Source organism: Mycobacterium sp. NGS61 (assembly GCF_059812325.1).
Genome location: NZ_JCALCL010000003.1, coordinates 430,982 through 455,227, shown reverse-complemented (window position 1 = coordinate 455,227; position 24,246 = coordinate 430,982). Strand labels below are relative to the sequence as shown.

The 24,246-nt window shown below is 65.4% G+C and carries 25 protein-coding genes and 1 tRNA gene; 7 read left to right on the top strand and 19 right to left on the bottom strand.

What is annotated here, in order from left to right:
- Nucleotides 1-93: 93 nt before the first annotated feature.
- From AC5Y3Z_RS09745 to AC5Y3Z_RS09720, 6 genes are all read right to left on the bottom strand, one after another.
- Entirely contained in the window at nt 94-882 is a 789-nt protein-coding gene (locus tag AC5Y3Z_RS09745) for a 3'(2'),5'-bisphosphate nucleotidase CysQ (protein ID WP_463824428.1), read from the bottom strand.
- A 17-nt stretch (nt 883-899) separates the two neighbouring features.
- Nucleotides 900-1,715 (bottom strand): SCO1664 family protein, encoded by an 816-nt coding sequence (locus AC5Y3Z_RS09740; RefSeq protein WP_463824429.1) that lies wholly within the window; start codon nt 1,713-1,715, stop codon nt 900-902.
- Nucleotides 1,699-2,286 (bottom strand): DUF3090 domain-containing protein, encoded by a 588-nt coding sequence (locus AC5Y3Z_RS09735; protein WP_463824430.1) that lies wholly within the window; start codon nt 2,284-2,286, stop codon nt 1,699-1,701. Before AC5Y3Z_RS09735 ends, AC5Y3Z_RS09740 begins: the two co-directional genes overlap by 17 nt.
- 64 nt (nt 2,287-2,350) lie before the next feature.
- Entirely contained in the window at nt 2,351-3,073 is a 723-nt protein-coding gene (locus AC5Y3Z_RS09730) for a histidine phosphatase family protein (protein WP_463824431.1), read from the bottom strand.
- Nucleotides 3,070-3,900 carry an undecaprenyl-diphosphate phosphatase gene (locus AC5Y3Z_RS09725; RefSeq protein WP_463824909.1) on the bottom strand — a complete coding sequence of 277 codons (831 nt, stop codon included), beginning with the start codon at nt 3,898-3,900 and terminating at the stop codon, nt 3,070-3,072. Before AC5Y3Z_RS09725 ends, AC5Y3Z_RS09730 begins: the two co-directional genes overlap by 4 nt.
- A gap of 63 nt (nt 3,901-3,963) precedes the next feature.
- A complete protein-coding gene (locus tag AC5Y3Z_RS09720; RefSeq protein WP_463824432.1) occupies nt 3,964-4,266 on the bottom strand; it encodes a hypothetical protein in 303 nt (100 codons plus the stop codon).
- A 157-nt stretch (nt 4,267-4,423) separates the two neighbouring features.
- Between AC5Y3Z_RS09720 and AC5Y3Z_RS09715 the strand changes: the two genes are divergently transcribed.
- From AC5Y3Z_RS09715 to AC5Y3Z_RS09705, 3 genes are read left to right on the top strand one after another with little or no spacing between them, the layout of a single operon-like run.
- Nucleotides 4,424-5,398, top strand: coding sequence for a YncE family protein (locus tag AC5Y3Z_RS09715; protein WP_463824910.1), 975 nt, complete (start codon nt 4,424-4,426; stop codon nt 5,396-5,398).
- Complete coding sequence (locus tag AC5Y3Z_RS09710; protein WP_463824433.1) at nt 5,395-5,637, top strand: DUF5703 family protein; 243 nt, start codon at nt 5,395-5,397, stop codon at nt 5,635-5,637. The genes AC5Y3Z_RS09715 and AC5Y3Z_RS09710 overlap by 4 nt, the downstream gene beginning before the upstream one ends.
- 2 nt (nt 5,638-5,639) lie before the next feature.
- Complete coding sequence (locus AC5Y3Z_RS09705) at nt 5,640-6,716, top strand: quinone-dependent dihydroorotate dehydrogenase (protein WP_463824911.1); 1,077 nt, start codon at nt 5,640-5,642, stop codon at nt 6,714-6,716.
- Here the strand turns inward: AC5Y3Z_RS09705 and AC5Y3Z_RS09700 are convergent.
- Genes AC5Y3Z_RS09700 through AC5Y3Z_RS09690 form a run of 3 tightly spaced genes read right to left on the bottom strand, consistent with a single transcriptional unit; the run spans nt 6,713 to nt 9,189 of the window.
- On the bottom strand, nt 6,713-7,273 hold the full coding sequence (locus tag AC5Y3Z_RS09700) for an alpha/beta hydrolase (RefSeq protein WP_463824434.1): 561 nt from the start codon (nt 7,271-7,273) through the stop codon (nt 6,713-6,715). The genes AC5Y3Z_RS09705 and AC5Y3Z_RS09700 overlap by 4 nt on opposite strands.
- A 28-nt stretch (nt 7,274-7,301) precedes the next feature.
- Nucleotides 7,302-7,829, bottom strand: a complete 528-nt coding sequence (locus AC5Y3Z_RS09695; protein ID WP_463824435.1) for a YbhB/YbcL family Raf kinase inhibitor-like protein — start codon at nt 7,827-7,829, stop codon at nt 7,302-7,304.
- A 19-nt stretch (nt 7,830-7,848) separates the two neighbouring features.
- Nucleotides 7,849-9,189: a M20/M25/M40 family metallo-hydrolase gene (locus tag AC5Y3Z_RS09690; protein ID WP_463824436.1), complete on the bottom strand. Its 1,341-nt coding sequence runs from the start codon at nt 9,187-9,189 to the stop codon at nt 7,849-7,851.
- Between the two features lie 110 nt (nt 9,190-9,299).
- Between AC5Y3Z_RS09690 and AC5Y3Z_RS09685 the strand changes: the two genes are divergently transcribed.
- Nucleotides 9,300-9,385: transfer RNA gene (locus AC5Y3Z_RS09685), tRNA-Leu, on the top strand.
- On the opposite strand, the gene AC5Y3Z_RS09680 is transcribed toward AC5Y3Z_RS09685, so the two are convergent.
- The 4 genes from AC5Y3Z_RS09680 to AC5Y3Z_RS09665 all read right to left on the bottom strand — a co-directional run bounded on the left by AC5Y3Z_RS09680 (nt 9,367) and on the right by AC5Y3Z_RS09665 (nt 14,569).
- Entirely contained in the window at nt 9,367-11,013 is a 1,647-nt protein-coding gene (locus tag AC5Y3Z_RS09680) for a recombinase family protein (protein WP_012394803.1), read from the bottom strand. The genes AC5Y3Z_RS09685 and AC5Y3Z_RS09680 overlap by 19 nt on opposite strands.
- A 186-nt stretch (nt 11,014-11,199) precedes the next feature.
- Entirely contained in the window at nt 11,200-12,705 is a 1,506-nt protein-coding gene (locus AC5Y3Z_RS09675; RefSeq protein WP_012394804.1) for a replication initiator, read from the bottom strand.
- Entirely contained in the window at nt 12,702-14,135 is a 1,434-nt protein-coding gene (locus AC5Y3Z_RS09670; RefSeq protein ID WP_012394805.1) for an FtsK/SpoIIIE domain-containing protein, read from the bottom strand. The genes AC5Y3Z_RS09675 and AC5Y3Z_RS09670 overlap by 4 nt, the downstream gene beginning before the upstream one ends.
- An 89-nt stretch (nt 14,136-14,224) precedes the next feature.
- Entirely contained in the window at nt 14,225-14,569 is a 345-nt protein-coding gene (locus AC5Y3Z_RS09665) for an SCO3933 family regulatory protein (protein ID WP_011893911.1), read from the bottom strand.
- 239 nt (nt 14,570-14,808) lie between these two features.
- Here AC5Y3Z_RS09665 and AC5Y3Z_RS09660 point away from each other — a divergent pair, with 239 nt between their 5' ends.
- Entirely contained in the window at nt 14,809-15,627 is an 819-nt protein-coding gene (locus AC5Y3Z_RS09660; RefSeq protein ID WP_012394806.1) for a hypothetical protein, read from the top strand.
- A gap of 5 nt (nt 15,628-15,632) precedes the next feature.
- A complete protein-coding gene (locus tag AC5Y3Z_RS09655; RefSeq protein WP_012394807.1) occupies nt 15,633-16,100 on the top strand; it encodes an NUDIX hydrolase in 468 nt (155 codons plus the stop codon).
- Nucleotides 16,101-16,110: 10 nt separating this feature from the next.
- Here AC5Y3Z_RS09655 and AC5Y3Z_RS09650 read toward each other — a convergent pair whose 3' ends face one another.
- Nucleotides 16,111-16,647, bottom strand: coding sequence for an HD domain-containing protein (locus AC5Y3Z_RS09650; RefSeq protein ID WP_012394808.1), 537 nt, complete (start codon nt 16,645-16,647; stop codon nt 16,111-16,113).
- 356 nt (nt 16,648-17,003) lie between these two features.
- Between AC5Y3Z_RS09650 and AC5Y3Z_RS09645 the strand changes: the two genes are divergently transcribed.
- Nucleotides 17,004-17,483, top strand: coding sequence for a transposase (locus AC5Y3Z_RS09645; protein ID WP_078321963.1), 480 nt, complete (start codon nt 17,004-17,006; stop codon nt 17,481-17,483).
- Nucleotides 17,484-17,619: 136 nt separating this feature from the next.
- On the opposite strand, the gene AC5Y3Z_RS09640 is transcribed toward AC5Y3Z_RS09645, so the two are convergent.
- The 5 genes from AC5Y3Z_RS09640 to AC5Y3Z_RS09620 form a co-directional block, all read right to left on the bottom strand.
- A complete protein-coding gene (locus AC5Y3Z_RS09640; protein ID WP_016889182.1) occupies nt 17,620-18,741 on the bottom strand; it encodes an acyl-CoA dehydrogenase family protein in 1,122 nt (373 codons plus the stop codon).
- Between the two features lie 66 nt (nt 18,742-18,807).
- Nucleotides 18,808-20,433, bottom strand: a complete 1,626-nt coding sequence (locus tag AC5Y3Z_RS09635; protein WP_016889183.1) for a fatty acid--CoA ligase — start codon at nt 20,431-20,433, stop codon at nt 18,808-18,810.
- 14 nt (nt 20,434-20,447) lie between these two features.
- Complete coding sequence (locus AC5Y3Z_RS09630; RefSeq protein ID WP_012394811.1) at nt 20,448-21,101, bottom strand: transglutaminase-like domain-containing protein; 654 nt, start codon at nt 21,099-21,101, stop codon at nt 20,448-20,450.
- Nucleotides 21,098-22,555 carry a cytochrome P450 gene (locus AC5Y3Z_RS09625; protein WP_012394812.1) on the bottom strand — a complete coding sequence of 486 codons (1,458 nt, stop codon included), beginning with the start codon at nt 22,553-22,555 and terminating at the stop codon, nt 21,098-21,100. The genes AC5Y3Z_RS09630 and AC5Y3Z_RS09625 overlap by 4 nt, the downstream gene beginning before the upstream one ends.
- 115 nt (nt 22,556-22,670) lie before the next feature.
- The gene (locus tag AC5Y3Z_RS09620; protein WP_012394813.1) at nt 22,671-24,206 is read right to left on the bottom strand and encodes a flavin-containing monooxygenase; all 1,536 of its coding nucleotides are present in this window, start codon (nt 24,204-24,206) and stop codon (nt 22,671-22,673) included.
- Nucleotides 24,207-24,246 lie beyond the last annotated feature (40 nt).

The window sequence follows — 24,246 nt, the reverse complement described above, 5'->3', positions numbered from 1 at the left end:
ACGCCGTCGGCTCACACTCAACGCCGTCGGCTCACACTCAAGGCCGTCAGCTCACACCCAACGCCGTCGGCTCGCCCGGTGACCGAACCGGGGTCACCACCACGACTGGCGGATCGCGTCCAGCAGGATCGGCGCCACCTCGCTGCGGCACATCAGCAGATCCGGCAGGTAGGGGTCCAGCTGGTTGTACAGCAACGGCGAGCCGTCCAGACGCGAGGCGTGCATCCCGGCGGCCAGCACCACACCGGCCGGCGCGGCCGAATCCCACTCCCACTGCCCGCCAGCGTGCACGTAGGCGTCGGCCACCCCGTCGATGACCGCCATTGCCTTGGCGCCCGCCGACCCGATCCGCACCAGCTCGATGTCGATGAGCTGACGCATGCGGTAGAGGATGGCCGGCGGGCGGGTGGCGCTCGCAGCGATGCGGATGACGTCGGGAACGCCGACGGGCGCGGCATCCGCGGTGACGGTGTCCGTGCGGTACACGATGTTGCCGCGCGCCGGCAGCGACACCGCGGCGTCGGTGATTTGATGCCTGCCATTGGACGGGCGTTGCCACAGCGCGATGTGCACCGCCCAGTCGTCGCGGCCCCGCATGGAGAACTCGCGGGTGCCGTCCAGCGGGTCGATGATCCACACCCGGTCGGATTTCAGCCGGACCAGGTCGTCGTGAGCTTCCTCACTGAGCACTGCGTCCTCGGGCCGCGCAACCGCAAGGCGACGCAAGATCAGGGAGTTCGCCCGGCGGTCACCGGCATCGCCCAGCTCCCAGGGGTAGTCGAAACCGACCTCGTCGCGCACCTTGAGCAGCAGCTTTCCCGCGTCGACGGCCAGCTCCGCGGCCAGCGCGGCGTCCGTCAGGTCGCTCGCGGCCGGGTTCACCGCCCCAGTATCGCCGGTCAGAACGCCGGCCACGGAATCGGGCGGTGCCGGTTCGGGCTGGGCATCACCGGATCGTCCAGCAACGCGTGCGCGCGGCGGGTCAGCGCCGCGATCTCTGCGGTGGTGATCCGGCCCCGCAGCTCGGCGGCCAGCGGGCCGCGCAGCGCGTCGACCAGCCCGGCGACCGCTTCCAGCGTCGGTTCGTCGATCGGCTTGCCGGCCCACCCCCACAGCACGGTGCGCAGCTTGTCCTGCACGTGCAGGCTCACGCCGTGGTCGACCCCGTAGACGTTGTCGTCCAGTCCGTGCAGGACGTGGCCGCCCTTGCGGTCGGCGTTGTTGACCAGGATGTCGAAGACCGCCATCCGCCGCAGTCGCGCGTCGTCTGCGTGCATCAGCACCACCTCGTCACCGGCATAGTCGTAGGCCCGCAGCACCGGCAGGTAACCGGGCTCCGGTTTGCCGGTGGGAAACAGATCCACCAGGTCGGGGCCGGGCCGCGGATCGGAGTCGGCGGCATCGCCGGGCTGCTGCACCCACAGCTGCAGCATGCCGGGACCGGCGGGCCCGTCGCGAATGATGGTGTGCGGCACAATGTTCCACCCCAGCGCCTGCGATACCAGATAGGCCCCGAGTTCGCGGCCGGCCAACGTGCCGTCGGGAAAGTCCCACAGGGGTTGCTCCCCGGCGACCGGCTTGTAGACGCAGTGCACGGCCACCGAACCCAGCGCTGCCTCGCAGAGGAAGGTGGCGTTGCTCGCCGAGCGTATCCGGCCGAGGACTGTCAGTTCGCCGTCCCGCAGCGCCTCGCGTTCGTCAGACCTCGGGTTCATCGGTGGACCCGAAGAGCGCGTCGCGCCGGTAGCCGTTGGTGCGTGCGCAGATGTGTCCCTCGGGATCCAGCGGTTCATCGCACAACGGGCACGGCGGACGGCCGGCCGAGATGACGCGGTTGGACCGGGTCGCGAACTGGCGGGCCGACTCCGGGGTCAGAAACACCCGCACCGCATCGGGACCTTCGTCGGTGTCGTCGAGCACCACTGAAGCGTCGAACTCTGCATCAGTGACAGCCAGCAGCTCGACCACCACGGTCTGCGCCTCGGAATCCCAGCCCAGCCCCATCGTCCCGACCCGGAATTCGGCGTCCACCGGCATGGTCAATGGGCTCAGGTCGTCGACCTCGGTGGGTTCGGGGGGCACCGGCGTGCCGAAGCGCCGATTGACCTCGAGCAGCAGCGCGCCGATCCGTTCAGCCAGCACCGCGACCTGCTGTTTTTCCAGCACCACCGACACCACTCGGGAGTCGTGCTCCGCCTGGATGTAGAAGGTGCGGTTTCCGGGCTGCCCGACGGTCCCGGCCACGAAGCGGTCGGGTGTACGGAATACGTGAATTGCGCGGGCCATGGCTCTTCCAAAATACCGTGCAGGTGATGTCGCTGTGCGACTCGTATTCCCAGGGCGCGCCCCGCTAACCGGTGGAGCCGCCCACCACGGCGTCGCTGGAAGCCACTTCGCCGTCCGACGCCTCCGCGGGCTTTTCCTCCGGCTGAGCTGGAGGCGCCGCGTGCAGGCCGGCCGACAGCCGCGCCCCGGTGTGATTGACGTGCAACACAAACGGGCGCAGCGGCGAGTAGCGCACCACGCTCACCGACGCCGGATCAGCGTTGACGCGCTGGAAGCTGTCCAGGTGCATCCCGTAGGCGTCGGCGATCACCGCTTTGATGACGTCGCCATGGGTGCAGGCCACCCACAGCGCGTCACCGCCGTGCTGCTCGCCGAGGCGGCGGTCGTGCTCCCGGATGGCAGCCACCGCGCGAGCCTGGACCTGTGCCAGGCCTTCCCCGCCCGGAAACACCGCCGCGCTGGGATGGGCCTGCACCACCCGCCACAGCGGCTCGCTGACCAGCTCGCCGATCTTGCGGCCGGTCCATTCGCCGTAGTCGACTTCGGCGATCCGGTCCTCGACCAGCGGCTCCAGACACAGCGCCTCAGCCAGCGGCTCCACGGTGCGACGGCACCGCAGCAGCGGCGAAGTCACCACCGCTTGGATCGACAGATCACCGATCCGATCGACCAGCCCGGCGGCCTGCTGGCGTCCCTTGTCGTCAAGGTCGACGCCCTCGGAGCGGCCGGCCAGGGTCCCCGCTGTGTTCGACGTGGACCGGCCGTGACGCACCAGCAGCACGGTCATGTCGCCGCGACCGTCCCGGTCGCCAGCAGGATCAGCACTGCGCCACCGACCAGCACCCGATACCCGACGAACCAGTACATGTTGTGCCGCACCAGAAAACGCAGGAACCACGACACCGCGGCCAGGCCGATCCCGAACGCGATCAGGGTCGATGCCAGCAGCTGTGGGCCGGTGGCGCTCATCCCTTCGGTGATCGGGTGGAAAGCGTCGGGCAGCGAGAACAGGCCGGAGGCGAGCACCGCCGGGATGGCCAGCAGGAAACCGAAGCGGGCGGCCAGTTCGCGTTCCAGCCCCAGGAACAACCCGGCGCTGATGGTCGCCCCGGAGCGCGACACTCCCGGTACCAGCGCCAGGCACTGCGCGCCGCCCACGATGACGGCGTCACGCCAGTTCAGATGTTCCATGTCGCGTCGTTGCCGGCCCAGATATTCGGCCAGCGCGATCACCCCCGAGAACACCACCAGCGCCGCGGCCACCACCCACAGATTGCGCACGCCGGACCGGATCAGATCTTTGAACAGCAGGCCCAGCACGCAGATCGGAATGGTGCCGATGATGACGTACCAGCCCAGCCGGTAGTCGGCGTCGCGCTGAGACTTCACGATCAGCCCGTTGCACCACGAACGCAGGATGCGCACGATGTCGCGCCCGAAGTAGAGCAGAACCGCGGCCTCGGTCCCCAGTTGGCTGACCGCGGTGAACGACGCACCGGCGTCCCCGCTGAAGAACACCCGCGACACGATCGCCAGATGCCCCGAGGACGAGACCGGCAGAAACTCCGTCAGTCCCTGCACCACGGAAAGGACGACGACTTGTCCCCAGGACATGGGCACGACGGCGGACACGACGACGACCGTACCTGGTTGAGGGTGGAGCTTGCGGAGACCGGTTCAGCGCGCGACGGGTACCGCGTGGGCGACGGAGTCGCGTACCGCGGCGGCTAGGCTGCGTTCATCGGTGAGGTCGATGTCGCGGACGCTGCGCACAGCGCGCGCCACCACGTCTTCATCCTGCGGAACGGGTCCCGAGAGGCGGGGCCGGTAGATTTCAACGACGAGCGCATGGTGCTCGATGTGGAAGGAGAAGCTGCGGCCATCCCCGACCTGTCCATACCCGCTGGCGAAGATTCCAGCGCTGATGTCCTCGAAAACAAACTCATGGTTTGCAATATGCCGGTCAACGATGACGGTCATACGGGCAGAATACCCCCGCCGTACCGTTTCACACCGCCAAAATGACGGAATTGAGCGCGGTGCCGTTCCTTCGACAAGCCAGGGTTGCCGCCGACGTCGCGGGAGTGGTCGGTTGAGGTCACCGAATCGGTGCGCGGTGGCGCTGCTGACGCTGCTGATGCTGGTGGCTGGGTGTTCGTCGGATGGGCTGACGGCCGCGCCACCCACCATCCAACCCGCCGGTCCCGCGGTGGCACCGCCCGCTGCGAATCCGGCCGGCACGGTGCGACCACTCGGGGGGCACCCGCAACGCGCCGTATTCGACGCCGGCACCCGCCAGTTGGTGGTCCTGTCCCCCGGCCCCGACCCGGCCGCACCCGCCAGCATCGCCCTGATCGGCGCGCAGGCCGCACCGCGCGAGATCCCACTGCCCGGACCCGCGACCGCGTTGGCCGGCGACGGGCGCGGGACGGCCTACCTGGCGACCTCGGGCGGTTACCTGACCGTCGACCTGGCGCGCGGCACCAGCACCGCGGTGCGCGTCGCCGAGCGGGTGGATTTCACCGCGATCGCGCGGCGTGCCGACGGCAGGCTGGTGTTGGGCAGCGCCGACGGCGCGGTATACACGCTCGACGGCGACGTACTCCCAACAAACATCGCCAACCGCACCAAGATCTTCGCGCGCGTCGATGCGCTTGCGACACAAGGCGATACGACCGTTGTGCTGGACTGCGGGCAGACCTCGGTGACGTCGATCGGCGCCGACGGCCGCGCCGAGCAGGCGCTGCGGGCCGGGGAGGGGGCGACGACGCTCACCGTCGACCCGGCGGGCCGGGTGCTGGTCGCCGACACCCGCGGCGGCCTGCTGCTGGTGTACGGCGTGAACCCGCTGATCCTGCGTCAGGCGTTCCCGGTGCGCCGGGCGCCCTACGGTCTGGTCGGGTCCAACACCTTGGCGTGGGTGTCCCAGACGGCGTCCAACGAGGTCGTTGGTTACGATCTGAGCACCGGAATCCCCGTGGAAAAGGTGCGTTACCCAACCGTGCAGCAACCGAACTCGCTGGCCTTCGACGAGGCGTCGGACACCTTGTATGTGGTGTCCGCGTCCGGTGCGGGAGTTCAGGTCATCGAGCACGCGGCGGGCCGGCAGTGACGGCGCCGCGGTGGAGCCGACTGCCCGCCGGGTGGGAAGCGGATATGTCCGACGAGTACGAGTGGGCCCCGCTGCGGCTGCCGCCGGATGTCACCCGGCTCAGCGCGTCCACCCGGCTGTCGATCGAGGCGGAGTACCGCGGCTGGGAGCTGACCCGGGTGCGGCTCTACACCGATGGCAGCAGGCGGGTGTTGTTGCGGCGCAAGAAGATTCGTGTAACCGAACCGTCGGAACCGTGAGCGTGTACGGTCTGCTGCGTGGCGTGCTGTTCCAGGTGCCGGCCGAACGCGTGCACACCTTGGTCTTTGCTGCGCTGCGCGGTGCCACCGCCGGCGGGCCGGCCCGCCGCGCGCTGAGCCGGAGACTGGCCCCGACGGATCCGATCCTGGCCAGCACCGTGTTCGGGGTGCGTTTTCCGGCGCCCCTGGGGTTGGCGGCCGGCTTCGATAAGGACGGGACCGGCCTGTCAGTCTGGGGCGCAATGGGTTTCGGGTACGCCGAGATCGGCACCGTCACCGCCCACGCGCAGCCCGGCAATCCGACTCCGCGGTTGTTCCGGCTGCCCGAGGATCGCGCCCTGCTCAACCGGATGGGCTTCAACAACCACGGCGCCGGCGCGCTGGCCGCGCGGCTGGCCCAGTGGGTGCCCGAGGTGCCGCTCGGGGTAAACATCGGCAAGACCAAGACCGCCGCCGACGCGGTGGAAGACTACCGGGCCAGCGCCCGGCTGTTGGCGCCGCTGGCGTCGTATCTGGTGGTCAACGTCAGTTCGCCGAACACACCGGGCCTGCGTGATCTGCAGGCGGTGGAGTCCCTGCGGCCGGTGCTCTCGGCCGTGCTGGCCGAAGCCCCCACGACGCCGGTGCTGGTCAAGATCGCTCCCGACCTCGCCGATGCCGAAATCGACGACATCGCCGATCTGGCCGTGGAGTTGGGTCTGGCGGGCATCGTGGCCACCAACACCACTGTGTCGCGGCACGGCCTGCGTACGCCCGGCGTCGACGAGTTGGGCCCCGGCGGCATCTCCGGCCCGCCGGTGGCGCGACGCGCTGTGGCGGTGCTGCGCCGACTGTATGCGCGTGTCGGGGATCGGTTGGCGCTGATCAGCGTGGGCGGCATCGAGACCGCTGACGACGCCTGGGAGCGCATCGTGTCCGGAGCCTCGCTGCTGCAGGGTTACACCGGCTTCGTCTACGGAGGAGGCCTGTGGGCCAAGCACATTCACGACGGCCTCGCCCAGCGGTTGCGCGACGGTGGCTTCCGCGGGCTGGGTGACGCCGTCGGATCCGCGGTCGGCAGAGAGACACCGCCGGGTTAGCTCAACTGGTCGGCGATGAAATCGGCGGTGCGCGAGTGCCATTCGCGCCAATGCCGGATCATGTGGTGGCCGACCCCCTCGATGCCCACCCACTGGGCGTCCACCCCGCGCTGCCGGGCGCGCTGCGTCTGCGCACGGGAGATCTGCGGGTCGGTGCGAGTATCCGCGCTGCCGTGCACCACCAGCAGTCGCGTACCGACCGGGATCAGATCGCCCTTGTCGCCATGCCACCACGGCGCCAAGGCCACCACCGCATCGATGCCACCCTCAGCGGCCAGGTGCGCCGCGACCCGCCCGCCCATCGAATGTCCAACCAGCACAACCTTTTCCGGCTCGCAGCGGGCGCGGAGCAGACGGAGCACGGTCCGGGCGTCACCTACCGGATCCTGGCGTGGGCTGTTCCACCCCCGCAGCCGGTAGCGCACCAGAACCACTTTGACACCGCGTCCGAGCCGACGCCGCAAGGCGTAGACGAGGAAAGCCATCCGCAACCCGGCCGGCTGCCACCACCGAAACGTTTGCTCGCTGCGGACCTGCCCACCCGGCAGCACCAGCACGCAGCCGCGCATCGAGCGTGCCCGGCGCCTACTTCTGCTCGTAGGTCGCGTGGATCACGGCCCGGGCGATCGCGTGCTGGAAGAGGTTGAAACCCAGGTAGGCGGGGCTGGCGTCTTCGTCGAGTTCGAGTTTGTCGACATCCACCGCGTGTACGGCGACGTAGTAGCGGTGCGGCCCGTGCCCGGGCGGTGGGGCCGCGCCGATGTAGCGTCGCTGCCCGGCATCGTTGAGCAGCGTCAGCGCGCCGCCCGGCAGGTTGTTGCCGTCGCCGGCGCCGGCCGGAAGTTCGGTGACGTCGACCGGCAGGTTGGCCACCGCCCAGTGCCAGAATCCGGAGGCGGTGGGCGCATCCGGGTCGTAGACGGTGACCGCGAAGCTGCGCGTCTCCGCCGGGAAGTCCGACCAGCTCAGTTGCGGGCTCACGTCCTCACCGCCGGCGCCCATGATTCCGCTGACCTGAGCGTTGGCCAGCGATTCTCCGTCGGTGATCGACTCCGAGGTCAGGGTGAACGACGGCAGGTCGGGCAACGCGTCATAGGGATTGGGCACAGTCATGAACAGTCCTTTCGTGTGATCAGCAGTGCGTGAGGAAGTGCGCCAGCACCTGGGTGCCGAACCGCAGCGCTTCGATGGGTACCCGCTCGTCGATGCCGTGGAACAGCGACGAGAAGTCCAACTCCGGCGGCAGCCGCAGCGGACTGAACCCGAAGCAACGAATTCCCAAGCGCGCGAACGCTTTTGCATCGGTACCGCCGGAGAGCATGTAGGGCACCGTCCGCCCGTCCGGGTCGACGGCAAGCACCGCGGCGTTCATCGCGTCGACCAGGTCGCCGTCGAAAGTGGTCTCGTAAGAGTCCAGGCTGCGGATCCATTCTCGGGTCACGTCGGGCCCGATCAGCGCGTCCACCTCTGCTTCGAAGGCCGCCTGCCGTCCCGGCAGCACGCGGCAGTCCACCACCGCCTCCGCGGTCGCAGGCACCACATTGGCCTTGTACCCGGCCTTGAGCATGGTCGGGTTGGCGGTGTCGTGCAGCACCGCTTTGAGCATGCGGGCCATCGGGCCCAGCTTGTCGATGACCCCGTCGAGATCGGGCGAGGTGACGTCGAGGACCAGTCCGGTCTCCTCGCCGACCGCGGCGAGGAACTCCGCGACCGTGGGGGTGATGACCAGCGGGAACTGGTGGCGACCCAATCGGGCGACCGCCTCGGCCAACACGGTGACCGCATTGTGGTCGTGCACCATCGACCCGTGCCCGGGGCGGCCCTGCGCGGTCAGCCGCATCCAGGAGATGCCCTTCTCGGCGGTCTCGATCAGGTACAGGCGGCGCTCCCCGCCGTCGCGGCGCGGCACGGTCAGCGAGAAGCCGCCGACCTCGCCGATCGCCTCGGTCACCCCGGCGAACAGGTCGGGGCGGTTGTCCACCAGCCACTGTCCCCCGTACTTGCCGCCGTTCTCCTCGTCCGCGAGGAATGCGAACACCAGGTCGCGCGGCGGGACGATGCCGGTCCGGCGCAGATGGCGGGCCAGCACCAACGTCATGCCCACCATGTCTTTCATGTCGACCGCGCCGCGGCCCCAAACGTAGCCGCCCTCGATGGCGCCGGAGAACGGATGCACACTCCACTCGGCGGGTTCGGCGGGCACCACGTCGAGGTGCCCGTGGATCATCAGCGCCCCCCGGGACGGATCGGCCCCCGGCAGCCGGGCGAACACGTTGGCGCGACCCGGCGCTCCGGACTCGACGTATTCGGTCCGGTAGCCGACCTCGGCCAGTTGCCCGGCTATCCACTGGGCACACTGCTCCTCGCCCTTGGTGGTCGCCAGATCGCCGGTGTTGGTGGTGTCGAACCGGATCAGCGTGCTGACCACCTCAGCCACGTCGTCGACGAAAACCTGGTCAGCGGGAAGGGTCACAGTCTCCTTTCCTACCACTCCGCAGCGCGCTCCCGCCGCCCGTGCTGGGCCGATTGGGTCGTGGCGGACCGATCCGATAGCCTTAGCTGCCAACTCTTGCGGTTGGTTATGTCCGAGTGGCGGAATGGCAGACGCGCTAGCTTGAGGTGCTAGTGCCCTACTAATGGGCGTGGGGGTTCAAGTCCCCCCTCGGACACGTCCGGCGACACGACTTAAGTCGGCAGTCGCCGTGACTCGCTGAAGATGCGGGTCGTAGTCGAGGCGCAGGCCCAGGCTTGCGTATACCTGAGCGCGTTCCGCCCCGGTTGCCTCACCAAGCACTGCTGACAGCCCGCCCAATTCCTCAACCAACTCGCTGATTTGTGCGGCAGTCATGACGCGAGGTCGCTCCGCTTGCTCAAGACGGACCTTCAGCTCGTCGCGCTCGGCGGTGCGGCGGCGCAATGCAACAGTCAAATCCTCAACGGCCACACCAGACTCCACGGCGGTAACCAGAGCAGCAACCTTCGCATTCGCCTCGCTGAGCTGGCGCCGCAAGGCCGCGTAGCCAGCCCCTGCTACCGGGTCCGCGTCTTGCCCGCGTGCCAAGTCGGCCGGATCGGCCAGGGTGGCGATCCATTCGTCAAGTCGCGCAGTCACCTCATCTTCACGGAGGTAGACGGTGCGCGGGTGATCACTCAGGTCCGCGGGTACCGAACGCGACTTACCGAGCTCACAACGGTAGAGGATGCGTGTTGTTCGCTTCCCGGCGCGGGCAGCGCCCTGCATCCGCCGTCCACATGCGGCACAGAACAGCAGCCCACGCAGTGCATATGGCACTGTTGACTCTCTGCTGCAAACAAGACCGGGACCCCGCCGCGCCTGCATCCGAAGACGAACAGCCTGCGCTAGTTCGTCACGGATCAGCGCTTCATGCGTGCGGCGTTCTGGTGCGATCCAGTCGGCCTCATCACGCCACCGCATACGAGTCTCATACCCCGCAGCGACATCATCGGGGTTGACCAGAACCTCGTATTTCTCCTGCTTGCCCCAAACACGGATACCGCGGTACGCCGGGTTGTCGAGTATCGCGCGGATCGCCGAATGGGACCATCCTCGTGGGTCACGATGCCGATTCCGTGCCGGGTCGTACTGGCTCGGTGACGGTACACCATCGTCGGTGAGCCGTTGCGCGATATAGCGCAGGCCCGCTCCGTCGGCGTACATGCGGTAGATCCGCTCGACGACCGAAGATGTCGCGGGGTCGGGTTCGAGGCGGTGAAGCCGCTGCCCAAGATTGGCCTTGGCAGGGTTTGGATGCGGGCCGGCATCGACGAGCCGGTAACCGTAGGGTGGTCGACCACCGAGATATCTGGCGGTGTCGTGCGCGAGTGCTGACATCGCCGTACGGACGCGCATCTGGATTCGAGCGCGCTCTCCCTTGCTCATGCCGCCGAACAGAGTCATCACCAGGTCGTGTGCCTCGGAGCCGGGATCGACCGCTCCGCCGACCTCGGGTACCCACAGGCCAACTCCGTAGTGCGTGAGGACAGGGAAGGTGAGCGCAAACTGCGGCCCGTAGAACGCACGGGCGGGTTCCCCAATCACTACGGCATCAAAGCTACGGTCCCGACAAGCGACATCAGCAAGCAGACGTGACGCCTCTGGCCTGCGCTTCCACGGCAGTGAACGGCTCTGTCCCACATCGAAGTAGTCGGCGGCGATGAATCCGCCGTGCGGAGTGATCAGGTCCATGGCACGCCGCTTCTGCCAGCTGCGGCTCGCCTCCGGGTCTTGAGCGTCCTCCGTGCTCACTCGGCCATAGAAGGCGAACCTCAGGCTCACGCCACTCCCCTCCCTGATCCAAGCATCCGGTCCCGCACAGCCATTATCACGTGTACCAGCGCGCGGTTGGCCTCGGACGGAAGTCGATATTGGTTGGGCACAACAATTTCAACACCCCCCTCTGACACCGTCGGCGCATCGGGACGAGCGTCACACCCGGAGCGAGCACGTGCTGCTCGGGACCTGTCAGCCATCGCTTCCCCCTGGCGGATCCCATTGTTGATTGCGGGCTTGGCCACGGACTTCGATCAGTCCGATGCGGCGGGTGTGGATGTGTTGGACGGCCGCGGAGTAGATGAGGGTCCGGTCGCCGAGGCTGGTGGGGCCGGCACGATCGAATTCCCATGCCACCAGATCATCGCCATCGGTGGAGTCGAGGCCGAGATCATGTTGGTGCGCAGTGCTTTTTAAACGTTGTTCACGGGTCCAGGCCGCGCGACGTTCGCGCAGCGCGGTCATCGTGGTGGAATAGCGGCGGGATTTGCTGGTGATGTGGCCCCGGTAGCCCAGGGTGTGCAGCCACCGACCGACACCGGCCAGTCCCTTATCGGCGAGTTGGCTGATGGCGGTCAGGATCGCCCGAACGTGGTCGCAGACATCGAGGTCAGCGATGGCCTCGGTGGAGATGCGTCGCGCGCTGATCCCGACGTCAGCTAAGGATTTGGTGACGTATTTCGCGAGGTAGCGAGCTACGCGGCGGCCTGGAAGAACCCCGCCGTGTGGTGAATCCTCCTGCACAGCAGAGCCGTCCGTGCCGGCGTGCCGGTTGTCGATGGGTTGGGTGTCGACTTGTGTGCCGAACCTGATCACCCGTGTCGCTGTATTTGAGGATGAGTCGGTGACCGTCACGGCCACGGTTCGAACGGCCTGTTGGATGATGGTGGCCAGTTCGGTTGCCGCAAGGGGCGCATGCCAGTCATGACCGCCAGAGTCATCGCTGTCGGGCGGGTCGAGGCGGATCAGGGCATGAATGTGCGGGATGAGCCGGGCTTGCAGTTCGACGACTTTGATGAAGCTGACCTGCACCGCATCCGGGTCGGCGCCCGAAGCACGTAGCTCTCGGCGCAGTGTGCGTCGCAGGGTGATGGTGAAGCGTCGCCACAGTTCGGGCAGGTGCCATGTGAACAGGACATGCCCGGTGTAGTCGTAGCAGTCCGCGCAGATCGGCTGTCCCGCATAGATATCACCTTCGCCGTGGGTTGTGCTGCACCACAGTGGTTTTCCATGCGGGCATCGGCGGTAGCCGCCAGTGTGGTGGTGGTCGCGACACACACGCTGCTTCTTGTCGCCTGCACGCGCGGCGGCGTGAACAGGCCCGTAGCTAGGTGCGGTGAGGGTGACGAACACCTGCGGACGATCGGCCACTGCTGCGGGGATGTTGTGGTGGCCGCCGGCGGTGCCAGCGTGCACGAGCTGCCACGTGTCGCGGGCGTACAGGTCTGAGCACGATGGGCATACCTGTGCGCGGCGGTTGTTGCACCGTGTCCACACCACCCGATCGCGGCCTATCTCGTCGGTACCTCTGAGTTGGATGGGGTGGGCGCAGAAGCCAACAGATTCCGCGCGCCGCCACCACGATTCGAACCCCGTCGAGGACGCGCGGCGCACCATCTGATCCACCACCGCATTGGTGTCGATCGAGCCGGGAACCCCGGGCAACACCAGCGTGGGGGCTGTCGTTGCAGTAGTCACCGTTGACCCCGGGCGGTGTCGGTGCGCCCGCTGTTGGACTGGTTGGTTCGGGTCGCGGCACGAGGTGGCCGGAATCGTGCTGCCAGAGTGGCGATGTCGTGGTCGGCGACGTGAAATGCCCGTACCCGCACCGGTTGGGCCGTGCCATCGATCATCATGTAGCCCACACCGGGAGTGGTGTCGGGGATGTGATCGCAGTCGGCCCCCGCGTCGCGGGCGCCCTGGCCCAAAACCATGGTGGTTTGGGTGGCTTCGGTCAACCGCAACCCGATTCGCACGGTAAACAGCTGCCGCACCGGCAGGGTGTCTTTGGCCGGATCTTGCACCGCTGCCACCACCGAAATGCCGACGGCCCGGCCTTGGGAGAGCAGCAGGCCCAACAGCTGTTCAATTTCGCTGCGCACCTTGCGGTCGGTCACATACGCAGTCAGCGCGGCGATCTCATCGATCACCACCACGAATAACGGCTCAGTCGGAGTCGGGGTGTGCATGCGCGTCTTGCCCCGTAACCGATTGGCGCGGGCGTGCATCACCTCCACTAGTTGCCGCAGCAGGTACAGGGTGGTGCCAGTGGCGTCGTGGGTGAACACCGTGAACATGGGTGCTCCGGCGCCCAGTTCCATGCCGCCTTTCGGGTCGATGACGCAGAGCCGCACTTGTCCGGTTTTCACGGCGGGGGCGAGGCCAGCGATCAGTGACCACAACACTGAACCTTTCCCCGCGCCGGTCGCGCCAGCCACGAGCAGGTGGTGGCCAAGCAGAGGTAGGTGCCACCAGTGGCGGGTTTCGGTGATCCCGACCCGCACCGACCCCACATCCACCGCAGTCGCCGTCGTGGGCATGGGCAGGGCAATCGGGTCGGCCAGCACGTCGCCGCGCATCAGGGTGATGCGTAGCTCTCCGGGCGCGGTCGCGCGGATGGCGATCCGGTCGGCACGCCAGGCGGCGGCTAGCGCCTCGGATTGCTTGTGCCAATCAGCCAGGGAGTGGCCGGTGACCACTCGCAGCGCCAGGACGTCGGTCGTCTTGCCGATGCGCACCGACTGCAAGGTCGGCACCAAGGTGCGTTCGCCAAGTGTGGCGGTCAGGCCGTGCAGGGTGCACACCGATTGCCAGGTGCGGGTGTAGCGCGACCAGGTCAACCAGCGCCGCCGCACCGGCTCGGTGACCCATCCGTGAAACGATCGCGGGTCCAGCCACGCCCAGCCCGCATACGCGGCAGCGAAAGCAATACCGATGATCAGACCCGCGCGTGAGCCATGGGTAATGGCCATCGCCACGCTGGCGATGATCGGGATGCTGATGGCCGGGAACAGGACCGCCCACCACAGCAGATACCCGGCCGCTTTGAACAGTGAGAGGATGAGGTCGGTGATCCAGTCGTCGTCGTTGGATTGAGAGTTCTTGCTGTTTTTGTAGTTTGATGCCATGACAGGCGTCCCTCTGGTGAGTGAATGGTCGATAGCAGCTCACGTGCTGGGGCGCGACACCCACGAGCGCCGCGCCCCAGCAAATGGGGTTATTTCTGCGCGCGGGACGCTTGATCGCTCGGCGCAGCCGCGGGGTTGGTGGGGGTGATGGCGTCGGCACGGAACGCCACGCCGCTGCGATCACCTTGAGCCCAAGGGATAGCAACCAGACCCGCGACTGAAACAGGTTGGGTGACTGTCACTTTCGGATCCCCGGCGACGGTGACGTTGAGCACTTCACCACCGGTGTCATCCAACGCCAACAGCTGCGCGGCATACAGTGGCACGCCGGTGGCGGTGTCCACTTTTGGGCTGCCGGTCTCGAAGTTCAGCCGCGGCTCGGCCGCTCGGGTGACGATGAACCGTGTGCCTGATGTGTCGATTCTTAAACGCATTGTCCCGCTGTTCCTTTCGTGATCTGTTTGCGCCCGTTGCGGCGCTGGGCTCAGTTCACGTGGACATCGCGGACGTAGCGAGGGACGTTGGCAGGCATTGCCGACACTGCCGCAGACATTTCGGACACGACAGGGACATGCCCGTGGGCATCGGACGGGCATCACCGCCGCGGGGCGGCGGCAGTCGCATGGCAAACTAGGAACCACGCGCTGAGGATGGACAGGGATGACACGGAAAGATGTGCGCTGAGACGACGGGCGATCAGGACGGCGACGCCGAGGCCGCCACGATCCCCAACGATCGCCTCACCCAACGGCTGCACGCCAAGGGACTCTCCCCACAGAGGTTCGCCACTGCGGTGGGCGTGGATATCAAGACGGTGCGCCGCTGGCTGGCCAACATCGACTACAACGTCCGCGAGGACAACGCCCGCCGCGCCGCTAAGCTGCTTGGCTGCACACCGCACAACCTGTGGCCCAACCAGTATCCTGCCCCTACCGCGAGCGCGCTGGCGACGACGTCGCTGGGTGGTCCGTTCACCGCGACGCTGTATGCCAGCCGCACCCAGCTGCCGATCACGACGTGGCAGCAGCATTTCGGCGACGCCACCACCGGCATCGACATCCTCGTCCTGGCGGCCACGTTCCTGTTTGACACCCTCGACGGCTTCCTCGACATTCTGCTCGACGCCGCCGCCCGCGGTGTGGCGGTGCGGTTTCTCGTCGGGGATCCTGACACTGCCACCACGATCCTGCGCGGCAAGGAGGAAGGCATCGGCGAGGCCGTCATCGCCCGCTGCCGCACGTCCGTGGAGTTGCTCGCCCCGCATGCCGATACCCCGGGGCTGGATATCCGCACCCACGACACCACGCTCTACACGTCGATCTTCCGGGTCGACGACGCCATGATCGTCAACTTCCACATCTACGGCTCACCCGGGCGCAACAACCCCGTGCTTGTGCTGTCGCGCCACCACGAACCACGGCTCTGGGCCACCCTCGAAGACGCTTTCACCCAGGTCTGGGATCGCGCCAGACCGCTCAGCGCGAAAGGCTGAACCCTATGCGAACCGACTACTACAACGACCCCAACGCCCCGCTGCCCAACAGCGTCGTTCCGTCAGCCTCGGCCATCGTCACCGACGAACAGGGTCGTATCCTGCTGATCAAACGCCGCGACAACACCCTGTGGGCGCTACCCGGCGGCGGACACGACATCGGCGAAACGATTGCCGACACCGCCGTCCGGGAAGTCAAAGAGGAAACCGGGCTCGACATTGAAGTCACCGGCCTTGTCGGTGTCTACACCAACCCGCAGCATGTCGTCGCGTTCACCGATGGCGAAGTCCGCCAACAGTTCTCTCTGTCCTTCACCACCAAGGTTCTCGGCGGTACCCTGGCCATCGATCACGAAAGCACCGACATCGCCTGGACCGATCCCGACGACATCCCCAATCTGGACATGCACCCGTCGATGCGACTGCGCATCGAGCACTACCTGCAACACCGCGACAGCCCCTACCTCGGCTAACCGGCTGGGTTTACAGCCAATCGCGTACCCGTCGGACCGCCGCCAACAGTTCGTCGCGCCCCGCGTCGACCGCGCGGTGCACCGGGTCCTCGGGTCCATAGCGGCCCAACACCTCGATCAATCGATCTCGCGGTGATACCGGCGCCCCGTCCGGCCCGGTCGTCAGATCGCAAAAGGTCAACACATCCAGAACATCGCTGGGCGGATCGCTGAACGCCGCTAAACCTGACAAGCCGCGCTCGGCAGCTTCCGCGTGCGCCCCAGTATGGAACGCCACCAGGGAGGCGACCAGCTCCCGAAAACCCGCCGCCCGGGCAAACTCTGCGCCATCGAGCGGATGAAACCCGGTCCGGCGCAACGACGGTGCGTAGCCGATATCGTGCAGCCACGCCGCTGCCACCAAAGAGTCCGCTGTCTGGGCATCGAACCGCCGACTCAGCCGCTCGGCAGTCGTCGCGACACCCCGCACATGCGCCAACCGCCGCAGCTGCCCCACCAGTCGCGTCTCGGCCTCTCGCCGTGCACGCTGCGCCAGCATCCCGCTCACAACCGCCATCCTACGAGTCCCATCGCCATGGCGCAGACCCGCAACTGATGCTCAGCGGAGCCCGGGCCGCCATAGCCCGCGAGGAACCGGCGGCTACCTGCGGGCTTCGCTACACTCCCTCTGCTCCCGTCCGCTGGCGCTCCCGTCCGCGCCGCTCGCTACGCTTCGCCCTCCGTCCGCCGCCACACAAGCTTGCACACGACGACGAGCGCTGTACATCTCAACGGCCACGGCATCCTGGCACCACGACAAGCCAGGACTGTCCTCGCTCCTCGCCGCATCGAGACGCCGCGGGCAGCAGGCGCGACCAACGCCCGCCTGACCGCCGCTGGCCTGCGATGTGAGAACTTTCTTTACTGCTATCAAGTCGATGGCGGCACGTTGCCACCAGCTCGACACCGCAGCCGCCCGACTCGAACGCCACGTCGACACCATCACCGCCACCGCCGCACCCGAGCTACAGCGTCGGGCCCGACACCGCTGCCACGCTGCTGACCGCCCTCGGCGACAACCCCGCTCGGATCGGCAGCGACGCCGCTTTCGCCAAACTCTGCGGGGTCAGCCCACTGGAAGCCTCCAGCGGCAAAACGATCCGCCACCGGCTCAATTGGGGAGGCAATCGCGACGCCAACCGTGCCCTGCACGTCATCCTGGTGGTGCGCATGCGCCGTCACCAGCCCACCCGCGACTACTTCGTTCACCGCCTGGCCGAAGGCAAAACCAAGAACGAGATCATGCGCTGCATCAAGCGTACATCGCCCGCGAGATCTACCACGCCCTCCGCCAACCCAGCAGAAGAACCAACGAACTCATTGCCTGAAGAACTCATTGCCTGAAGATAGGAGCATCTGGTATCAACTCCCGAAGGGCACCCGATCCGCAATGTCCACCCATTTCGTGGCGATATGGCACCTCTGTAGATGCCATCAATCCTCCCAGGTGAGTAATGTGCAGGTGGCTAATCGTTCAGGGTCATAGGGAACGCGAGATGATTTCCTTCATCACCTCATTTGTGCCGGCGTAGATTTTCTGCACGCGCTGGTCCACCCACAATCTCGAGATGGGGTACTCGGTCATGTACCCATATCCGCCGTGGAGCTGCAAACAGTCATCGAGCACCTTCATCGCTCGCTCAGTGGTCCACCATTTCGCCATGGCGACGGTCTGGACGTCGAGTTGGCCCGCGAGGTGTAGGTCGATGCAGTAGTCCAAAAATACTCGTGCGATGCGCGTTTCGGTTGCAGCTTCGGCCAAGATGAATTTCGTGTTCTGGAAGCCGAAGACGGGCCGTCCGAACGCTTCCCGCTCACGGGTGTATTTGAGTGTCTGCTCCACGGCAAGTTCCATCGCCGCGACCGCCCCAACCGCGACGATGAGCCGCTCTTGAGGTAGCTGCGTCATCAGCTGAATGAAACCCTGACCCTCGGTCTCGCCCAGGAGGTGCGAGCGGGGCACTCTTACGTCGTCGAAGAACAACTCGGAGGTGTCTTGTCCGCGTTGGCCGATTTTGTCGAGGACCTTGCCGCGCCGGAATCCGGGTCGATCGGCTTCGGCGACGATCAGCGAGATGCCGGCGGCGCCCTGACTTGGATCTGTCTTGGCGACGACGATGATCAGGTCGGCTTGCTGACCGTTGGTGATGAAGGTCTTTGCGCCGGTGATCACGTACTCGTCACCGTCAAGAATTGCTTTGGTCTTGACACTCTGCAGATCAGAACCGGTCCCTGGCTCCGTCATGGCGATAGCACCGATCATTTCGCCTGAGGCCATCTTGGGCAGCCACTGCCTCCGTAGTTCTTCGGCCGCATACTGGAGGATGTAGTGCGCGACGATTCCGCTGTGCAGCCCTGCGCCCCATGAGCTGTCCCCGACTCGGGCTTGCTCTTCGAGTACGACGGCTTCGTGCGCGAATGTGCCGCCTCCCCCGCCGTATTCTTCGGGTATGGACATGCAGAGCAGGCCTAGTTCGCCGGCTTTGTGCCACAATTCTCGGTCAACTTGGTGCTGGTCTGCGAAACGTTGCGCATGTGGGGCCAATTCGGTCGAGAAGAACTTCGCGGCAAGGTCACGAAGCTCGAGCAATTCGGCGCTCATCCAGGGAGAAATTGATGCTGTCACAGGATTCCCTCTCGGCTGTTCAATATCAATGGGTTTGATTTCTTAGGACGTTTCGATCTGATACTCGCCGGCGGAGTGACGCGCGCGTATGGCCTTCTTGTCGTATTTCCCGACGCTTGTTCGGGGAATCTCAGACACGAAGCTCCACCGCTCCGGGATCCACCACTTGGCGACCTTGTCCAACAGAAACGCGCGCAGTCGGTCGATGTCGACCTCGGCTCCACGGTGAACCACGACCAGGGCGAGCGGTCTTTCCTGCCATTTGTCGTCGGGAACTGCCACCACCGCAGCCTCGTAGATCGCCGGGTGACCAATCAGCGTGTTTTCCAGCTCGACTGAGGAGATCCATTCTCCACCTGACTTGATGACGTCCTTCGCACGATCGGTCAGCGTGAGATACCCGTCCGGGTCGATCCGGCCGACGTCGCCGGTGCGCAGCCACCCTCCGTCGAACTTGTCCGGATCATCGTCGCCGAAGTAGGCGCCGGTGATCCACGGGCCTCGCGCCTGTATTTCACCCGCTGATCGACCGTCCCACGGCACTGTCTTCTTGTGGTCGTCACGCAACCGGATCTCGACACCGCACATCGGCCGACCCTGGCTTTCGCGCATCTCCCACGCACGGGTCTCGCCTACTCCGTGCGCTGCGCGTGCGACGGTAGCCAGCGGCGAGGTTTCGGTCATGCCCCATGCCTGCACGATAGGCACGTTGTACTTGTCTTCGAATGCCCGCATCAGCGAGACGGGGACTGCCGATCCCCCGCAGGCAACCAGCCGAAGTGAGGAGATGTCCCGGGCGGGATTCGATTCCAGGTATCGATCGACATCGTTCCAGATCGTCGGCACTGCACCGGCGATAGTCGGCTGAGTCTCTTCGATGATCGACACCAGCGGCGCGGCTTGCAGATGGCGATCGGGTAATACCAAGTCCGCACCAGACATCAACGCCGCGTAGATCAGTCCCCACGCATTGGCGTGAAACATCGGGACAATGGCCAGGATACGGTCGGCCTCGCTCACTGCCAGGGCGTTCGACGTGCAGGCGGTCAGTGCATGTAGGTAGGTCGAACGGTGGCTGTAGACAACACCTTTGGGATTTCCAGTAGTCCCGCTGGTGTAGCACATGGCCGCGGCGGAACGCTCATCGATCTCGGGCCAATCGAAAGTCTCCGGTTGCTGCGCCAGGATCTCCTCGTAACGCAACACCGTCTTCCCGCATCGCTGCAGCGGAGCGAGGTCGCCGCCCCCGGTGGCGATGACCGTATGCACCGACTCCATCGCTGGTAGCGCACTAGCCAACAATGGCGCAACCGACGCATCCACCAGGATGATCTGATCGCTGGCATGGTTGGCGATGTACGCGAGTTGCTCTGGAGCCAAACGAATGTTGAGGGTGTGCAGCACCGCGCCCATGGAGGGAACCGCGCAGTAGGCCTCGAGATGTTCTTGGTTACTCCACTGAAAAGTGGCCACCCGTTGATCTGCCGTTATTCCGAGCCCGCGCAACGCATTGGCAAGTCGGCCCGCTCGCCCCAGGACGCTACGGTAGGACATACTTCGGTATCCAATTCCGTCGGGGGTGATCACCTCGCTGTTTCCGTGAATGGAGGCGGCATGGCGGACAATTGCCGAGATTGTGAGCTGGACGTCTTGCATCGTGCTGTGCATTACGCATCGGCCCTTCAGGCGAACAGGTCTGGATGGCGACTCGCATCGCCTATGAGCGTCCCGTAGTGGGTTCTGAGCGCTTGCAGGATCTCTGCCAGCGGTAGATCGTCGAAGGCGCCTCGATCCCTCAGATATTCCATGTGTTGTGTGCCGTCACCGGCGAACCCGTGCAGCAGGGCGTCTGTGCGCCCGTCGAAATCAATTGGCGGGACGCCGAACCGTGCGCATAGCTCGCGATTGAACGCCGGAGTTGCCTTGACCCAGACACCGCAGAGATGCATGAGGCTGTATCCGTGGTAGACGAAGACGTCGGTACCGCCCATCCGCTCACGCAATGTCTCGGTCTGAAGGTGGTTTCGGACATCGGCGAACCCCAGCCGCGCTGGGATGCCTGCTGCTCGGCAGGCCGCCGTCAAGAGCACCGCCTTCGGGACGCAGTAAGCGCGGTCTGCAGTTGCGATGGTGCTGGCGCGATACGCATGCGGGTCATCGGTCACGGTGTAGGGGTCATACCAAATCGAGTCGCGGACCGCAGTGAAGATGGCTATGGCCTTCGTGGTGTCGTCGACCGCGCCGCGGGTCGCCGATGCAACGAAGTCGCGTACCGATTCATGTTGCCAATCGAGGAACTCCGTGGGCTCCAGGTAAGGCGAGTTCTCACCGCTCATCGGTGCCGCAACGTCACAGGCAGTCCGTCCACGGGAATGGGCAGCGAGGTGTTGTCCCAACGCACGTGATAGTCGTTTGGGACCGTCCAAGTGTAGGTACGCAACATCTGGTGCAGGATTGCCTTCACCTCGAGTGTGCCAAACTGCATCCCAATGCATTTGTGCGCCCCCCCGCCGAACGGCACCCAGGCGAATCGGTGCTGTTGGTCCTCGCGCCGGGGCTCATCGAAGCGCGACGGATCGAAACGGTCCGGGTCGCTCCATATTCTGCGGTCGAAGTGATTTACGGCGGGTGTGATTGCGCACAAGGTTTCACGGGGGATGTGATAGCCGTCGATGGCGACATCGCGGACGGTCTTGCGCATCACCAGCGGAACGGGCGCCAGCAGACGCAGAGCTTCTTTGAGGATCAGATCGAGGACCGTCATCCGCTCCAGTTCGTCGATATCTGGCGAATCGTGACCGAAGGACCGCGCCTCCGCCGCTGCCTTCTCCTGCCACTCAGGATGTTTAGCGAGGAAGTAGGTGACAGCAGTGGTGGTGATCGTGGAGGTGTCATGGGCGGCCATCATGAGAAAGATCATGTGGTTGATCACATCCTCGTCGGAGAACCGTTCACCGTCTTCTGTGGTCGCCTGGCAGAGGGCGGCGAATAGATCGTCGGTCTCGCCTGCACGCGCGGCCGGCAGGTGTCGGGAGAAGTAGTCCTCCAACACGCGCCGCCCATGCACGCCGGCGCGGAACCTGGTGCCCGGGAGTGGAACTCGCACAAAGGAACTCGCCGCGCGAACAGTGGACACGAACGCCTCGTTGACAGCAGCGCTCTCGTCCTTGCCGCGGCCACCCATGAAGACATCCGTGGCAATATCGAGGGTGAGATTCTTCAACAACGGGTAGATCCGGACCGACGGACCGGTCGGCCACGCGGGCACGGCTGCGCGAACGCACGGGGCCACCTGCCCGACATATCCGGTCAGGCGAGGACGCGTGAACGCCTCCTGCATGATGCGCCGGTGCATCAAATGTTCGTCGAAGCTCATGAGCATCAACCCGCGATGGAAGAAAGCATCGATCAGGAAGGACCAGCCATCTTGAGAAAAGGCCTTGGCTTCGCTTGTGAACGCCTCACGCGTTGCGTCTGGACCGGCGATGACCACCATTTTGGTACCGAATGCGCCCATCCACGACACCGAGCCCAAACGTTCGTAACGCTCCCGACTGAATTCTGAACCAAATCGGATGTAGTCGACAGTGTGCCCCAGCAACGGGAGTCCAGCGTCCCCTAGGACGGCTCTCAGCCCAGATCCGGCGGGGGCCGGCGCAAGTTCCCGGACTCTCCAGTCCCGACTCCACTGTCGCCATTTGTCATCGACGACGCGGGGGGCGGGCGCCAACAGGACAGACGTCAACCGCTCCTTGGGGTGACGCGTGATTGCGAGAAGCTGATTAGCCACGATGCCTCCTGGGCGCTCTGCTGCACGGGTATCTGGTAATAGTTTACATAGATGTGCTGAATGTCAATATTCGAACAGTTAACAGTGAAATGTTAGACACCGCCTGCGACCCGGATCATCTGCGCAGCCTCGCGCGGTTCTCACTCGGGCCGTCTAACTGAAGGCGTTCAACGTGCCTGAATAGATAATCGTGACTGCGTGGTTTGCGGGTGAGGATCCGGTAGGCAAATGTAGGCCCAGGCCAGTTCGTCGGGATCGCGCCACTCGAGGTCGTGTACCAGCTCGCGCAAAGCGCCCACACCGACCTTCGCAGCCGCCGGCTCAATCGTGTGTTGTAGCTTTGCTCGATGTCTGGCCTGACGTCGACCGTACGCCCTGGGTCACTCGCCAAAATCTTGATGAGGGCACCGACATAGCGGACCTGAGACTCGATCATGTAAATGATCGACCCGGAACCGACATTCGTGTTCGGGCCATAGAGGAGAAAGAGATTCGGGAACATCGGGACTGTAATGCCCAGGTATGCGTGCGCCTGCGTCCCCCACACCTCGTCCAGAGTCACTCCGCCCCAGCCGCGAACACGCATCGGGGCGAGGAAGTCGGTAGCGCGGAAACCTGTTCCGTAAATGACGACATCCGCGCGATGGAGTACGCCATCGTCGGTCACGACTCCCTTGTCGCAAAGCTTCGCAACCGCGTTGGTCACCAACGAGACTTCACCGTTGGCAATCGCGGGGTAGTAATCATTCGAGAACAACACCCGCTTGCACCCCGGCGCATCTGATGGCGTGAGTTGCCGGCGCAGCATTGGATCGGCAACCTGCCGATGGAGGTGGTAGCGGGCGACCGCGCCGAGAATGCGTGACAAGGGCTTCGCGTCGACCAACGTCACTGCGAGCACTTCAAAAATCAGCCATACCGCGAAACGCTCAAGACGCAGCCACAGCGGCAGAACCTTAATCAGCTGTTGGTGAAGACGTCCGTACCTGCTGTCCCACTTCGGCAAAATCCAAGGCGCCGTGCGCTGATACAGCGTTACGCGCTGTGCCTCGTGTGCGATCCGTGGCACAAACTGTATCGCGCTTGCGCCTGTCCCGATGACGGCTACTTCCTTGCCGCGCAGCGATACCGAATGGTCCCAACGCGCCGAATGAAAACGCGGCCCCTCGAAGGTGTCTTCGCCGGCAATATTCGGCGTATGAGGTCGCGAGAGCTGCCCCACGGCCGAAATCACGACATCGCACCAGATCGTCTCGCTGGATCCGGTCACCAAACGCCAACGGCCGGCCTGTTCATCGAAGGTCATCTCGACGACTTCGGTCCGCGTGCGCAAATGCAGGTCCATTCCGTCGGCCAGGACGAGTCGGCGAAGATATTGGAGTATCTCGGGCTGTTCTGCATAACGTCTCGACCAACGAGTGTTGGGCTTGTCCGAGAGTGAGTACAACGCTGACGGCACGTCGCAAGCCGCTCCTGGATAGGTGTTGTCGCGCCAGACGCCGCCGATGTCTGCAGCCTTTTCCACCATGGTGAAGTTGGTGAATCCGTCCCTCTTCAGCTGATGGGCCATGGCGATACCCGCGACGCCGGCCCCGATGATCACTATCGACGGATCGTGTCCTCGAGGATCCCTCGCAAAGCCGCCTGTCATGAGACAGCTAAGAAGCAGTTGATGGCGCGGTGGCAGTGGA